Annotated in this window: 13 protein-coding genes; 5 read left to right on the forward strand and 8 right to left on the reverse strand. The window is 41.3% G+C overall.

Going from position 1 to position 13,908, the window contains the following annotated elements; all coding sequences use genetic code 11:
- Position 1: 1 nt before the first annotated feature.
- On the reverse strand, positions 2–2,539 hold the full coding sequence (locus IQ31_RS15255; RefSeq protein ID WP_083663560.1) for an SEL1-like repeat protein: 2,538 nt from the start codon (positions 2,537–2,539) through the stop codon (positions 2–4).
- Between the two features lie 114 nt (positions 2,540–2,653).
- Between IQ31_RS15255 and IQ31_RS15260 the strand changes: the two genes are divergently transcribed.
- Positions 2,654–3,211: a hypothetical protein gene (locus IQ31_RS15260; protein WP_088160989.1), complete on the forward strand. Its 558-nt coding sequence runs from the start codon at positions 2,654–2,656 to the stop codon at positions 3,209–3,211.
- A gap of 49 nt (positions 3,212–3,260) precedes the next feature.
- Positions 3,261–3,821: a hypothetical protein gene (locus IQ31_RS15265; protein WP_088160988.1), complete on the forward strand. Its 561-nt coding sequence runs from the start codon at positions 3,261–3,263 to the stop codon at positions 3,819–3,821.
- A 121-nt stretch (positions 3,822–3,942) separates the two neighbouring features.
- Here the strand turns inward: IQ31_RS15265 and IQ31_RS15270 are convergent, their stop codons facing one another.
- The 5 genes from IQ31_RS15270 to IQ31_RS15290 form a co-directional block, all read right to left on the reverse strand.
- Complete coding sequence (locus tag IQ31_RS15270; RefSeq protein WP_075991913.1) at positions 3,943–4,647, reverse strand: NUDIX hydrolase; 705 nt, start codon at positions 4,645–4,647, stop codon at positions 3,943–3,945.
- 3 nt (positions 4,648–4,650) lie between these two features.
- On the reverse strand, positions 4,651–5,562 hold the full coding sequence (locus tag IQ31_RS15275; protein WP_075991912.1) for a cysteine hydrolase family protein: 912 nt from the start codon (positions 5,560–5,562) through the stop codon (positions 4,651–4,653).
- Between the two features lie 186 nt (positions 5,563–5,748).
- The gene (nadE, locus tag IQ31_RS15280) at positions 5,749–6,531 is read right to left on the reverse strand and encodes an NAD(+) synthase (RefSeq protein ID WP_075991911.1); all 783 of its coding nucleotides are present in this window, start codon (positions 6,529–6,531) and stop codon (positions 5,749–5,751) included.
- Positions 6,521–8,011 (reverse strand): nicotinate phosphoribosyltransferase, encoded by a 1,491-nt coding sequence (locus IQ31_RS15285; protein WP_208734284.1) that lies wholly within the window; start codon positions 8,009–8,011, stop codon positions 6,521–6,523. The genes nadE and IQ31_RS15285 overlap by 11 nt, the downstream gene beginning before the upstream one ends.
- A 10-nt stretch (positions 8,012–8,021) precedes the next feature.
- Positions 8,022–8,834: a phosphoribosyltransferase gene (locus IQ31_RS15290; protein WP_088160986.1), complete on the reverse strand. Its 813-nt coding sequence runs from the start codon at positions 8,832–8,834 to the stop codon at positions 8,022–8,024.
- A gap of 704 nt (positions 8,835–9,538) precedes the next feature.
- Between IQ31_RS15290 and IQ31_RS15295 the strand changes: the two genes are divergently transcribed.
- From IQ31_RS15295 to IQ31_RS15305, 3 genes are read left to right on the forward strand one after another with little or no spacing between them, the layout of a single operon-like run.
- Positions 9,539–10,030, forward strand: coding sequence for a hypothetical protein (locus tag IQ31_RS15295; RefSeq protein WP_145328594.1), 492 nt, complete (start codon positions 9,539–9,541; stop codon positions 10,028–10,030).
- A 2-nt stretch (positions 10,031–10,032) separates the two neighbouring features.
- Positions 10,033–10,989 carry a hypothetical protein gene (locus tag IQ31_RS15300; RefSeq protein ID WP_145328596.1) on the forward strand — a complete coding sequence of 319 codons (957 nt, stop codon included), beginning with the start codon at positions 10,033–10,035 and terminating at the stop codon, positions 10,987–10,989.
- 15 nt (positions 10,990–11,004) lie between these two features.
- Positions 11,005–11,682, forward strand: coding sequence for a YiiX family permuted papain-like enzyme (locus IQ31_RS15305; protein ID WP_145328598.1), 678 nt, complete (start codon positions 11,005–11,007; stop codon positions 11,680–11,682).
- A 13-nt stretch (positions 11,683–11,695) separates the two neighbouring features.
- Here IQ31_RS15305 and IQ31_RS15310 read toward each other — a convergent pair whose 3' ends face one another.
- Both IQ31_RS15310 and IQ31_RS15315 read right to left on the reverse strand, forming a co-directional pair.
- Positions 11,696–12,667: a Gfo/Idh/MocA family oxidoreductase gene (locus IQ31_RS15310; protein WP_244294510.1), complete on the reverse strand. Its 972-nt coding sequence runs from the start codon at positions 12,665–12,667 to the stop codon at positions 11,696–11,698.
- Positions 12,660–13,871 (reverse strand): M20 metallopeptidase family protein, encoded by a 1,212-nt coding sequence (locus IQ31_RS15315; protein ID WP_145328602.1) that lies wholly within the window; start codon positions 13,869–13,871, stop codon positions 12,660–12,662. The genes IQ31_RS15310 and IQ31_RS15315 overlap by 8 nt, the downstream gene beginning before the upstream one ends.
- Positions 13,872–13,908: the final 37 nt, after the last annotated feature.

Below are 13,908 nucleotides of genomic sequence, written 5' to 3' on the forward strand. Positions count from 1 at the left end.
ACTATTGATCAATTTCAACAGCATTTTCTTTAGCAAAATTTAACCAAAACTCGTATTTATCCACGTTTGCTGCAGCTCCATGCGCAGCATACAGCTGCAGCAAACGATTGACAGCATAGGCATACACGTTTTCTTCATTGGCTTGCTCATAGTAACGGATCGCTTTTGGCAAACTTTGTTTAACGCCCAGTCCTTCCTCATACAAAATCCCATAATAAATAGCGGCAAATTGATTTGTGGTATCCCTTTTTAAATAACGCAATAAGTTCGCGTAATCTTGTTTTTGATAATAGATTTCTGCCATTTGCGCATCGTTGGGGATACCCGCTTTTTCAGCTTGTTTAAAGTAATCTAAGGCTAAGGCATAGTCCTGTTCCACATAGGCTCCTTCGTAATACCAATTCCCTAAGTTGGTCATGGCTTGCGCCTCTCCAAGCGCAACAGCTTGCTGATACCCTTTTAAGGCCTTCGAAATATCCAATTCAACACCATGCGCTGTCGCATATAGAAAGGCCCAGTTATTCCATGCCTGAGCATGGTTCTGCGCCATTGCCTGTTCATAGAAGAACTTTCCCTTTGCGATATCCATTCCATCGTAGCCTGCATCTGTATATATATTTCCAAGGAAATATTGGCAGTCTGCACTGCCCCGATCGGCCGCGATTTTGAGCAGCCGAATGGCTTCGGAGACCTTCCCTTCAGCATCGAGCTTCTTCCCCCTTTCAAGCAGTGTGTCATTATCGAAATACTGTTCATATCCATCACCCTTGCGTTTCGTCCAGGCTTGATAAAACTGCACAAAATAGCTTTGATCACGCCCCTGTAGCTGATAACGTTCTGTATATAAATGCCCGAATGCTGTTTCGGGTATCTCTATCACATTCCGGTTTAGGTCGAGATGAAAGATCTTCTCTCCCTTAAAAAGCAACAGGAGTTCGCCTGAGATTGCCTCAGGTGCTGGATAATGAAAAGGCGAACAAATATAATCGTAAAGCTCACTGCAAAAGTTAAGCTTCGTATCGAAATAGCGCATTCCCACAGGACAGTGTATGCGCATAAAATCCAAAAAGCAATGTTCGATTTTCTGATGGGTAATAGCAGGTTCAAGTAACCATTCCCCCCGATGAGCATCATAAATCCCCTGTCCTTGAACACAGCTTACGACAAAAATATCTTTGCGGTATTGCTGTATGCTATCTACAGCTACTTTATCTATCAGGCTATCCATCAGTCGAAATACCCCCTGTTCAAGCGAGTAAATCTGCCATCTTTTATTTTTGAGATAGGCAATACTTTGATAGCCATCCAAGACTATAATCCGATCAATTCCTTCATCCAAAATATTACCATCGGGTTGAATGACGGCAATTTTGGGCTGTAGCTTATTGGGTTTAATCCAAAAATATCGATTGGCTAGCGGCTCCAGACTACCTTCCAGAAAAGTCCCTAAATACTGACCGTCCATTCGGTAATATTTCCTTTTTATCGTTCCTTTTTGCCGGTTATAGAACAGCTTGTTATAGTCATACATAAACGGCTCGGGTGCAGGATCTGAAATAATCAATCGTCCTTCAGCCGAAAGGAGAATGTGGCTATCCCCTTGTCTTGCGTTTATAAATCCATAGGCAATCCAGTCAAGTTCATCATAGATTGCAGGTATGCTCAGCTGTTTGGCATCTATATGCAGTACCCCACGTTTTCCTGCCACTTCTACTTCAGCGTAATTGTTACCATTGATATGCCGCGCATCGAAAGCGTCGCTATATTGACAGGACAGCAGCTCAGCGCCGCTAGCATTGATATAACCATATTGTCCATTTGATTGAACTACCGCAATCCCCTGATCGTTGAATTCAAATATCTCATCATAAATCGCGTCAAGCAAAATATCACCTTTAGCATTTTTTAATCCTTGCTTTCCCTCTACTTCAAAAACTTCCGTTCCTGGTCCTTTCAACACCTCTTCTGCCCATAAGCCCAAGCCATAATCAATCCAATCGGTTTGAAGAGCATCTAAAAATGAAGTATAACCAGACTCTTTCACAAGCGGGTCCAGCGGATCTAAGGACTGTTCTTCGACCGCTTGTTCATACAAAGCGGCCTTCATTCTTATTTCCGCCACCCAATCTTTGGCCTGCTCCGCGCCATTTTCTTCATTCATGGTAAAAACATCGCGTCCATCGATTTGAAAAGTATCGAAAGGCAAAGCCTCCAAAAATTCAAACATCCTATTGACAGGCTCAAAATATATTTTTTTATAATGCAATTGATACCTATCAGCCAACAACGCATAAAAATAGCGCAGTCGTGCGATCCCATCTTCCTTGTTTGCATAAAGCTGGCTGCCTTTGGACCGGATATTGGCGGAAAATAAAGGTAGCATCAGGAAAGGAATTTCATAATTCCATTCGGCCAGATAAGAAGGATATGTTTCTTTGGTCTTGAGATTTACATTATAGATATAAATACGATGTGCCATGCGCGAATTTTTCTGTTTGTCGTTATATCGCAGTAATCCATTCCATATGACAAGAATCATGCGAATGCTGTAAAAATACCGTATTTATCGATTTTTTCGATTAGCGGAAAACAGGGATTTTTTTCTCAGCCTATTTTAGGCAACTTTGGTTTGGATTTTGTAACGGAAAGAACAATGAATCATGTCAAATACAGTTATTATATCGGCGCATTGATACTTCTTTCATTGCAAATTGCCTGTCAGGAAAAATCAAAGCCACAGGAAGCACACCTAGCACCCGCAAAAACGACGGAAAGACCAGTCAAAGATACCGTCTTAAAAGACACCGCATTGCCAAAACACGCCAAACTGGATAGCATTGACCATGCCAATGCGCAAAGTGTACTGGAATCTGATGAAGTCACCACAGCTTATGTAAACCTAGCTTCTCAAGACAGCATCATACGCCTACATTCGAATATACGTTTAGACCATCGCTTCTTTGGCTATGAGCAGGCAGATATAGGCTCAAAAAAACTACTTTTATTTTCCATCTTTACCAACGATGTGGAACACAATCCATTTCAACTCAAACTGGGCGCATATTACGATACCTCTGGCTTAGACAGTAAAGGCTCAAAACTAAAATATGTGGACACAAAGGGTGATTTTGTGCAAGCTAAATTCATCGATTCGACCGATATACCGGTATGCACGATCTATTTCGAAAAAAAATGGGTCGAGATCGAATAAAAAACATGTATAACCAATTTCAAAAAAGTACAACTAACCTAAAACAACCATGAAGTTCACTATAAAAACTATTTTTCTACCCTGTATAGCATTGCTTTTTAGCTGCCAACAAAAGAATGAGGCTCAAAAAACAGCCATTGCAGTTAGTACCCCAGCCAGTATAGACACTTTACAGAAAAAGGAGGCGATGAAATCCACACCCAATGATGACCTGGCTCTTTTTAATCAGCTCTATCCGATTGATATTCTTCAGCCGGAGAGCAAAAATAGTTTCAAGAAATATGGTATCGAATTTTCAGGAATATGTTATGCCTGTGATCTTGCAGAAATCAAAATAAATAAAAAACAGCTGCTTTTGGTCAATGTCTGTGATTCCAATGAAATCTATCAGATTAAAGAATTTACCGCTATCAGCAACGACACAGGCCTAATCATAAAGACCCAGCACAATGAATTTATCTTCAAGCGAGTAGAGAAAGAGCCTATTTTCGAATTACAAATCAAGGGGGATTCGCTGTTGCTAAAGAATAAACGTATCGCAAAATACTACACCCAGAAATCTTTGATCGATCAATTTGAAGTACATGATTGTGGTGATTTTCAGGGTTAGCACCGGCTTGATTTCGTTGGTATTCACGAATAGCAACAGATCAGGAGAATAAAACAATCCCGATTATTAATAAATGACCTTATACGAATTATTTCATTTCTGCCTGCTCCCCCTGTTCTACTTATACTTCAAAATAAAACCCCGATTCAGTAAGTTCTTTATATTTTACCCTATCAAAACTATAAATCTTCGCAGCCCTGGCACGCCGATCTTTCTGCTTATCGCTGTGGTCGATCAATAAACCCATGCTGAGGATTTTTTTTCGAAAATTCCCACGGTCAATTGACCGTTGCAAAACAGTTTCATACAAATTGTGCAAATCGGGCAAGGTAAACTGTTCGGGCAGCAGCTCAAAACCGATCGGCTGATAACGTATTTTCCCTTTGAGCCTTTCGATGGCGGTATTCAAGATCTGTTTATGGTCAAAAGCGAGGTCTTTATTTTCAGCAATGCCAAACCATTTTACAGCTTCAATATCCGCACCCGCTTCCAAAATATACGTTTCAGGCTTGACAAGCGCATAATAAGCAATGCTGATCACTCTTCCGCGCGGATCACGCGCTAAGTCTGAAAATGTATAAAGCTGTTCAAGGAAAATATCCTTGAGACCGGCCTCCTCCTGCAGTTTACGAAGCGCACAGTCGTCGGCGGTTTCTTCTTCCTGAATAAAACCACCTGGAAAAGCCCATTTTCCCAAGAAAGGTTCTATTGCACGTTTGGTCAATAATACCTTAAGCTGGTTTTTATCAAAACCGAAGATCACACAGTCAACCGTTACTGCAGGCCTCGGATATTCATATACATATTTTTTTGCTGAGCTTGCCATGTACTACAAATTTACTTCGGTTGACAATTTGATCTGTATCCCATATTTTTCTTTTAAAGCATCAAACTGCAGGAAGGTTTGCTCTTCAAATCCGGCAATCGGCGACATGCAGTCTATCAATAAGGTAATACGGGAGGTGATGGACCGATCATGTTCAAAATACTCCAAAATCTGCACCGCCGAAGCCAATACGCAATGGCTTGATGCCTCTCCCGCGATATAAATGGCATCGTGTGCCCGTATTGCTTCAAGTACAGCATGGTTTACGAATTTATGACCATCATATTCGGCTTTAATAATACCATACATTTCCGTATTCGGATCCTGTCCTTTGTAAACCAAGACTGGTTTTACCTGACGCACAGCACTATGAAAATAGAGCATATTCGTAAATTGACTCTCAAGCTGTGCGCCAGAGGTCCCCTCCAAACAGTGATATGGCCAGATACACAATTGTTTTTTTCCCTCAGCTTCCAAATGCTGAAGATAATCCAGCGCTAAGGCTGTATGGCCATTCACAGCACGCCAGATACCATCGCGGACATCAGCATAGCGAATGATGGTAAATGGCTCCGGATGATTTCCTTCCGTATCGAGCCACCAATCGGCATGGAAAATCTGCATCATCGAATGACAATCAAGACTGCACATCACTTGTGTCAGCGAGCCCAAATTACGGTACATCCATTGTGTTAGACGCTGAACATCTGCTTTGGAACCATTGACCGCAAGACTCCCAATAGATTCCATAAAATCGTTCTGAACATCTATTGCCAAAAGCAGCGTCCGTTTCAGGTCCGAAGCTGCAGGCCTGACCTGCTCCTTTTCTGCCAATGCCAGCATTGCCGGTATATTATCACTTTTGCCGCTGGCAATATGCTGCACATCGACAATCTGATCAAATGGTGTTATCATGCTATTCATTTTCTTTCATCAATATTTATTTCAACGCCGCATTTATTACGCAAAACGATGAGGCCATTAAACTTTTCCTCCAATTAAAAATCATCTTCATTAAAGCATAGTTTTTGTCTCTTGTTAGCTGCTATGAAGTGCTTGCGTCGATTGCCATAACTAGCCGATTGCCTTAACTAGTTAAAATTAACCCTTGAACGTAGGCACTGCTGCAAACTTGTGCGCAGATTGTTGTATACGTTTACGAATAAGTTCATCTATAACCGGGTTGCCCGATGTACCTTTCAAAATAAACCCATCGATTTGCGCATAAGTCATTCCCAGTTCATCTTCATCTGTCTGTCCTTCCCAAAGGCCGGCAGACGGACTTTTATACTGAATAGATTCGGGTACGCCCAGGTATTTTGCCAAGGTATATACTTCCTGTTTGGTAACCATTGCCAACGGATTCAGATCGTAGGCGCCGTCGCCCCATTTCGTAAAATAACCTACCGTAGCTTCGGCCATATTCCCCGTACCAATAACAAATCTGCTGCCCAGTTGCGCAAACTGATACAAATATGTCATGCGAACACGTGGGCGAATATTTGCAAGGCTCAAGGCGCGGTTAGCGGCTGTGGCTTCCGCGACAAATTGTTCTTGATGAATTGCCAACGCATCCACAGCAGACTGAATGTCAAACACATGAAACGGAAAATCAAACTTCTGAATAAGCTCCATCGCATGCTGATGACTTTTACTATTATTCATATCGCTGCCATAGGGCATCATGACCAAGTGAACATCTACTTGTGCCAGACGGCATAAGCAGGCCACAACACTGCAGTCGATACCACCGCTCATTCCCAATACAAGTCCCTGACGGCCTGCAGATTTCACTTGCTGAGCAATCCAGGATGCCATCAATTGTGCATACTGTGCAACGTTTTCATCCTGGATGAAAAACGGTTTGTTTACGCTATTTTCCATATACTCGAATTGTTTCAGTTTTCAATCTATTCCTTATTTCTTCAAAACGCGTTGTGTGTGTAAATTCACCATCCAAATAACAGGTTTGGAGTAGGTTTCTACTTTCCAGTTCAGCTATAGTTTTTGGATTCAGGTTATCTATTAAACGAAATTCATCATTTTCGAATACCACAGCCACCATACCCTTTTGTGACTTCTTAAAGTTTCCGGTATCTGTAGCCGGACGTTTCTGAATTGCTTTAAATTCTCCATTGACAATTTCGGCAGTTCCTTTTAACGCAAAACCAAAAGTATCGCGTGTAACATATTGATAGGTATAAGAGCCTATTCCCAATATGGTATTGGTGGAAGCAAAGCCCTTATCGAGCAAACCTTGACATATTTTAGCGGCTCTATCCACTGTAATGGAATCACCATAAACCACTCCGATATGTGGATCCAGCTCCTTAAATCCCTTGCTGTTGGTTGTACCGCCAAAAAGTTCAAATAAACGTTCGACGATACCTTTCCGAACGGTACTGCGATCAGATGCCACATCACCACAGATAATTTTTACAGGATCGCCACTATCGGGGCGAATAACAACTTTTCCTTCCCTAGCCATAATAAGATCTTTCAGTTTCGGCAATACGTTGTCAACTACATTCCAGAGGTCATATGTATCCGACACAATGGAAATATTTCCACTTGGGTATACCTTGGTGATCAGATGCCGAAATGCTTCCACTTCATCCTCACCATAAGAACACATCACACTGTGCTCCGTAGACGGGGTATACATCATTACATCACTTTTTGCATGATAGTAGGATTTCAGATACTCCCTAACGGAAAGCGTAGCTGAGACACCGAAGCTCAACAGATGCCCCCCAGCTGTACGATAAGCCGTTTCAGGAGAGCCCATGCCACGCATGGAAAAATCACCGGCTTGGGTAAAGACTTTATTGACGTCGCCCGTTTTCTCGGCAAAACCCGTCAATAATCTTTTATAGCGATCTGCAATTGTCGCTGCTGTCATCGGTGACCAGATATAGGCCGATAATTGTGTTTCCAGATAACCCGGAAGCCAGAAAAAATTGGGATGTGTATTTTCAATGGTAAACATTGGCACGCCAATAGGCACCAGGCTGCCTTCCGGCAAAGCATTTACTTTGATTGGAAGGTACCCCAGTCGATGTAGATCGCGAATATGTTTCGATTCATGCATCGATGCGAACTTCGTGTTTGTATTTTCAAAAACAGCTGCTATTGCCTCTTCGTAAGCCGCCACGACCTCCTCTTCCGGTTGAGCAAAAAAGTTTGCATCAAATGAATTCGTGATTTCGGCCAAGGCCCCCTGCAATCCAAAAAATACAACATGACTAATGCCTTCTATGCGGGACATGCGCGGCGTCCAAGTCTCATAAACCCATTGCGTATGTGCAGGGTATTGATCCTTATGGCACAATTTATAACCATCTGTCCAAAGTATTGGATTCATGCTCATTGATTTAAACATAGCTTTCAGTCGTTAAGTTGATATAATTTATTTTGGGGTGCTTGGTATCCATCATAGAATTGGTGGTAAAGACATTGGTTATCGGTGAATCATCATTCAGCAGGTTCCCTTTAAAAATTCGGGGTTCGCAATGCGTGACCAAAAGATAGACTGCACTGGCTCCCATTTCTTTCAATATTTTCCCTGCCCAAAGAAATGTTCCCCCTGCCGAACACAGGTCATCGACAATAATACATTTTGCGCCGAGCGGAATATCTCCGGCCTTAAGTTCCATCCCTTCGATCCGGCCTGTTTGTGGATTCCGCTTTTTCTCAAAAATACAGCTATTTTCATAGCCGCTGTTGATGTAACGTGCGGCAGCTCCTTTATCCGGAAAAACAATCCGATCTGATTCCGAAAACTCAAGTTTTTCCATTAATTGTGGCAACCAGTCCAATGCCGGATAAATCCCTACACTGTTCGCTAGTAGCTCCAATGTCACATTGGAATGCGGTTCGACAACAGATACCGCATCAAATTGCAAACTATTGATAAACTCCGACACATATTTCAATGTAAACAAATCACCTTCAATTTTGCGATCCATACGGCTATAGGGCATATAACGGATCAGTAATCTGCAAGATTCGGTAGGTATTTCATCCAATCGCTTTTTGACAAAAAGCAAGCGGATTAAATCTCCATCCTCCTGATAAGTAAATTCAATGAGATTGTTCTTTAAGATCAACTGATCAAAATCTTTCACTTTTGTCTCCCCATTTGGAAATTGCTCTGTGACTATCTGATGCTTATTTAATACAATCATAGCTTTTAATTTTGCTTTCTACTATTGAGTACTTTTTACTCAACAAATATGAAGATTAAATTTAAGCTTGCAAAATAAATTGAGTACTTTTTACTCATAAAATCAAACAACAATACATATAATACTGTATATCAGTAAAATAATTTAAATAAAACAGCGTAGCAAAAAATTCATCCTCCATTTCTAAATAGTAAACATGAAACTGATTTCCTGATTAGCGGATAGCTGATCAAGATAAGTATTAAATCGAAACATATGGATATCAAGTCATATCTAACAACAATTTTTAATCAGTATTTAGACAGTCATTAGTCACTGATTATACAGTCTACACTGAGTCATCACTGAACAAGCACTGAACGATCACTGAACAAGCACTGAACAAACAATGTTAAAAGGTCGAATTTGATATCGCTCTGATCCCTGTTTGCTACTAGGGTTTCCCGCTCTTCGTTCGATTAACGGGTAGAAAGAAAACACGTCCTACAAGACAAAAAAATGTGATGGAAATATTGACTGCACAAGCCTATAGGAGCTGTTCAGGTGATAAAAAACCACTGAGAGACAGTTCCAATAAAAATTAGCTGATTATAGGGATTGAAATTTTGCGATAAAACATGATCTTTGTCTATACCAAAGTCACAAAATTCTTTGTCAGCCCACAAATGTGCTAGCAAAGAATTTGAATTACTTAAGCATAAAGCATGGAATTAGCCAATCTTATCAAACAGGATATTGAGTCAATTTTACAGATTGAATCTCAAGACATCAAACAATTGGTCGAGGACTATCGCGAAGACTTAATGGATGCGGATACCTATGACGCCATTGATGCGTACAATATGCTCTATTCGAATATTTATGAAATGTCCGAGGAAGAATACCTCGATGCTTTTCGTACGCTGGGAGAAGCCTATCCAAACTTCGGCAAGGCCGATGAAAATGACATCCAAAAATCAATCGCTGAATTAGAACGATTAAAACATGCTTTTAATGAACTACAACTCAATACAACAGAAGGTAAACAGCTTCTAGCATTACAATTAGCGGTTTTGGAACTGGACATTCAGGTCTACCAAAAACAAACTTTATCGCCGACTACACTTGAGATACAAGCTGAGATCAATTTATTGGAAACCGAATCGTTTGGATTAACCAATCAGATCAATCTGTTTTTAGAACAATACCACGATTAGTTATGCAATCATTTTATCCGACGAATCGCCTGTGGTTAAAAACAGGTCTTTGCATGCTTTGCTTACTGACCGGTCTCGCAACATCGTTGTTTGCAGATCAAAACAAGATCGTTTTTCAGTCACAGCAGCAGCCAGGAAACAGATTACCCTTTTACATTACGGACCAAGGGACGCTTTGTTATAATTTGCCGGTGGACACCATGGGCGTATATGCCATACAGATCGATCTCAACAGGCTTTTCCCGACCGCAACGGCAGAGCATCTTCGTTCAAAATATTATGAACTATCAGACAGCACAATAACAATAATCAACTATGCCGAACCGGCTACCGCCATCAACTATAGGGTTACTGATAACAACTTTGTCATATCCAAATCCTCCGATTGGCTCGCGGACTACCAACCTGAATTTCAATTCATCGCTTTGGACAGCCTCAAACACATGGAGAACTTATTCGACACGAACGATTTGGGCGGCCTAATGCAGTTGGAGGCAACCAAGCTCCCTTTTGAAAATATACTTTTATTTTTTAGTCAGCTGCATGGATTTTCCACAGTAGAGGAATTTAGCAGCAATGCCATTCATCGGATTTTAGAAAAGGATCAGTATGCTATTGCCAAACAATTTCATCACTTATTTCTGACGAGAAACAGACAAGTCGATGATTTCGAAGTACTGAAGGCGGCAATAGAAAAAAACGATATGGATTTTATCCGTAAAACCTCTTTAAATAGTCTAAACCGTCTGGGTATAGATGAAGTTAAAGCGGATTATAGCTTCACACAATGTACATTACTTGGAAAAGCGATCTTAATGAAAAACAACATTGCCATAGATTATCTTTTGCAGAAAGGTGCCACCACGGAGAAAGTATATCAATATGAATCCGACGTATTATCTGCTTTTCAACTCGCCGAAAAGACCAAGTCAAAGAAAATCATTAAACTATTTCAGTAAATCATACATAAAACAATGAAAAAGACACTTATTTACCTCATATCTCTTGTTAGTTATCTTCTGATCATCGCAGTGCTGACATTGCCAGTTCATGCGCAAAAAAAGCCAATGGTTCCCAAGCAATCGAAGGCTAATTCAAAACTACCCCAGTTCAACGATGGCGATATGATCTTTCAGTCTTCTATTTCACCGCAATGCAAGGCGATCCAATTAGCAACGCGTTCTCCGTATTCCCATTGTGGAATTATTTTTTATGAGAACGGTAAACCTTATGTACTGGAAGCCGTACAGCCCGTAACTGTAACTAAGTTAGAACACTGGATTGCGCGTGGCGAAAAGCAGCATTACGCGGTTAAACGCCTCAAAAATGCAGACCAGGTACTGACCAATTCGACACTGGCCAAAATGAAAGCAATCGGCAAAGATTTTATCAGCAAAAATTACGACGCGACATTCGAATGGTCAGACGATAAGATCTATTGCTCGGAATTGATCTGGAAAATATACCAGCGTGGAGCGAACATCGAAGTTGGGAAGCTTGAGAAACTAAAAGATTTTGATTTAAGCAGCCCCGAAGTGAAAACTAAGCTGAAAGAACGTTATGGTAACAATGTTCCGCTGAATGAAACGGTCATATCACCCGCCTCAATTTTTAATAGTCCATTGTTGATTACGGTGACGAGTAATTATTAAGCAGGCTTGCCCCCTATTTTTGAAGCTGAACAATATTTCCGCCATTTAATTTACTTTCTTCGGCTGCATCTATAAATGCGCATATTGCCAGAGTTTCCTTTTCGTCAACCGGACTTACACCCGTTTCGAAAAACGGAAGGATCTTATCCAACAATGGGCCGTATCCCATAAATTGTCCCAAATGGACAATCTGATCTTTCAAAAAAACCGTTCCACCAAAATCATCCTTTCCCTCGCGAATACCCCGAAGTGAGGCAACTCTTCCATCCGCCCACTCCCCAACATAAAACGAAGTACCCTGTTCCTGAATAGTCTTTACCGAGCGGCATCCCGGTCCCATCAATGCAAATAACATTTCGACCCCATGGATGCCATACCAATACAGATCCTTATGCGAAGGTTCCGTTACTGCCGGACAATAGACATCTGCGCCTATTACCTTAGTCCTATCCAACTCCTGAAGTCCGGTAATATAACGCAAGGAGCTTGATGAAAAAACAGGGCAATCGTAGTTTTTTGCTGATTGAAAAATTTGGAAAGCGTCTTTATAGGAATTCGCTATTGGTTTATCAATAAATAAAGGTTTTTTAGCTTTGATTACTTGAAGTGCCTGCTCCAGATGAAGATTTCCATCATTAGTCTCCAAAAACACATAGTCCACTTTTTTCAATAGCTCGGCAATACTTGATACAATCGAAACACCGAGCTGTTGCACTTCCGCTGTAATTTTCGGAATACGCTCAATACTTAAGGGAATTGTTTTGCTTCCGTAGGGATAAGCCGCAACAACCCTGTATTTTCCGTAGGGATGATTGCTAGCAGCCGTATTAATCGCTCTTGTAAAAGCAACAGCGTGTGTAATGTCTAGCCCAATGATCCCTATCTTTTTTACGTTACCATGCTCCGAGAACACCTTATTATTCGCATTAACGGCATAGGATAATCCAAATGCAAAGGAGGCCATCAAGAATTTTTTTCTATTCATTTGATTCATTCAAAAGGGAAATAGCTGCATTGACTAAAACAGCGATTGATGTTTCGAAAGCCTTTTCATCCAGATTGAACTGTGGATTATGAAGACCATATTGTGTGGCAGAATCGTCATTATTTGTGCCTATCAACATAAACAAGGCGGGATAACGATAAGAATAATAAGCAAAATCCTCGGCCGCCATCCAGATTTCGAGATCTTGTGGCACACTATTCCCCATCGTCTCCGCGATAATAGTTTTGACTTTTTGCGTTAACGCGGGATCATTATAAAGCGCGGGATAACCATGCCGGACTTCAACTTCTACCTTTGCACCAAGCGATACGGGAAGCGTCGCCGCTATTTCAGCAACCATTTCCAGCGCCTCCTTGCGCCATACCTCATCCATTGTACGAAATGTTCCGGCTAATTTGACTTCCTCGGGAATAACATTGGCCGCGCCATCTCCAATAAAACGACCAAAGGTCAATACAGATGGTACATCAGGGTTGGCTTTCCGACTGACAACTTGCTGTAAGGTGGTGAGTAACTGCGCGCCGATCATAATGGGATCAACAGCCCGATGTGGCTCCGCAGCATGGCCACCGCGTCCCTTAATGGTAAAATAGAACTCGTCGCTCGAGGCCATAAATCGCCCGGAACGTAAACCGACTTTTCCTACAGAAACACGGGGACTTACATGTAAACCCAGCACAGCTTTAATCGTTCCACCGAAAGATTCCAGAATCCCGGATTCCAAAACCTGAATCGCTCCGCCAGGAATCTTTTCCTCAGCAGGCTGAAATAGCAAAACAATTTTACCGGAAAACTCCGTTTTATAATCATTTAATATAGATGCGGCCCCCAATAGATTAGCCGTATGAAAATCATGACCACAAGCATGCATGACACCACTATTCTTCGATTTATATCCCACATCATTTTGCTCGTCTATCGGTAAAGCATCAATATCTGCCCGTAATACCACAATATCATCACTTGCCGATTTTTGACCGGTCAGCACAGCCACAACACCTGTTTGAGCGACAATCTCAAATGGTATCCCCAAATCCCCGAGTTGTTGCTGAATATAGGCACTTGTCTCGTATTCTTGGAAAGACAATTCAGGATGCTGATGAATATGTCGACGTATTGCAACGATTTTCGGAAAAATGTTCTCTATCTTGGTATTTAATTCTTTCAGTATTGGCTCGATCATCTGGATAAGTTTTAAAAGTTTAACACTTCAACAAGTT

It is taken from the genome of Sphingobacterium siyangense (genome assembly GCF_007830445.1).
Lineage (GTDB): Bacteria > Bacteroidota > Bacteroidia > Sphingobacteriales > Sphingobacteriaceae > Sphingobacterium > Sphingobacterium siyangense.

What these genes read in the sequence shown, in the direction of transcription:
- IQ31_RS15260 (WP_088160989.1), top strand. Translation starts at nt 2,654, where the DNA reads ATGAATCATGTCAAATACAGTTATTATATCGGCGCATTGATACTTCTT.
- IQ31_RS15285 (WP_208734284.1), bottom strand. Translation starts at nt 8,011, where the DNA reads ATGAATCCAATACTTTGGACAGATGGTTATAAATTGTGCCATAAGGAT.
- IQ31_RS15315 (WP_145328602.1), bottom strand. Translation starts at nt 13,871, where the DNA reads ATGATCGAGCCAATACTGAAAGAATTAAATACCAAGATAGAGAACATT.
- nadE (WP_075991911.1), bottom strand. Translation starts at nt 6,531, where the DNA reads ATGGAAAATAGCGTAAACAAACCGTTTTTCATCCAGGATGAAAACGTT.
- IQ31_RS15270 (WP_075991913.1), bottom strand. Translation starts at nt 4,647, where the DNA reads ATGGCAAGCTCAGCAAAAAAATATGTATATGAATATCCGAGGCCTGCA.
- IQ31_RS15275 (WP_075991912.1), bottom strand. Translation starts at nt 5,562, where the DNA reads ATGATAACACCATTTGATCAGATTGTCGATGTGCAGCATATTGCCAGC.
- IQ31_RS15255 (WP_083663560.1), bottom strand. Translation starts at nt 2,539, where the DNA reads ATGATTCTTGTCATATGGAATGGATTACTGCGATATAACGACAAACAG.
- IQ31_RS15265 (WP_088160988.1), top strand. Translation starts at nt 3,261, where the DNA reads ATGAAGTTCACTATAAAAACTATTTTTCTACCCTGTATAGCATTGCTT.
- IQ31_RS15305 (WP_145328598.1), top strand. Translation starts at nt 11,005, where the DNA reads ATGAAAAAGACACTTATTTACCTCATATCTCTTGTTAGTTATCTTCTG.
- IQ31_RS15310 (WP_244294510.1), bottom strand. Translation starts at nt 12,667, where the DNA reads ATGAATAGAAAAAAATTCTTGATGGCCTCCTTTGCATTTGGATTATCC.
- IQ31_RS15300 (WP_145328596.1), top strand. Translation starts at nt 10,033, where the DNA reads ATGCAATCATTTTATCCGACGAATCGCCTGTGGTTAAAAACAGGTCTT.
- IQ31_RS15290 (WP_088160986.1), bottom strand. Translation starts at nt 8,834, where the DNA reads ATGATTGTATTAAATAAGCATCAGATAGTCACAGAGCAATTTCCAAAT.
- IQ31_RS15295 (WP_145328594.1), top strand. Translation starts at nt 9,539, where the DNA reads ATGGAATTAGCCAATCTTATCAAACAGGATATTGAGTCAATTTTACAG.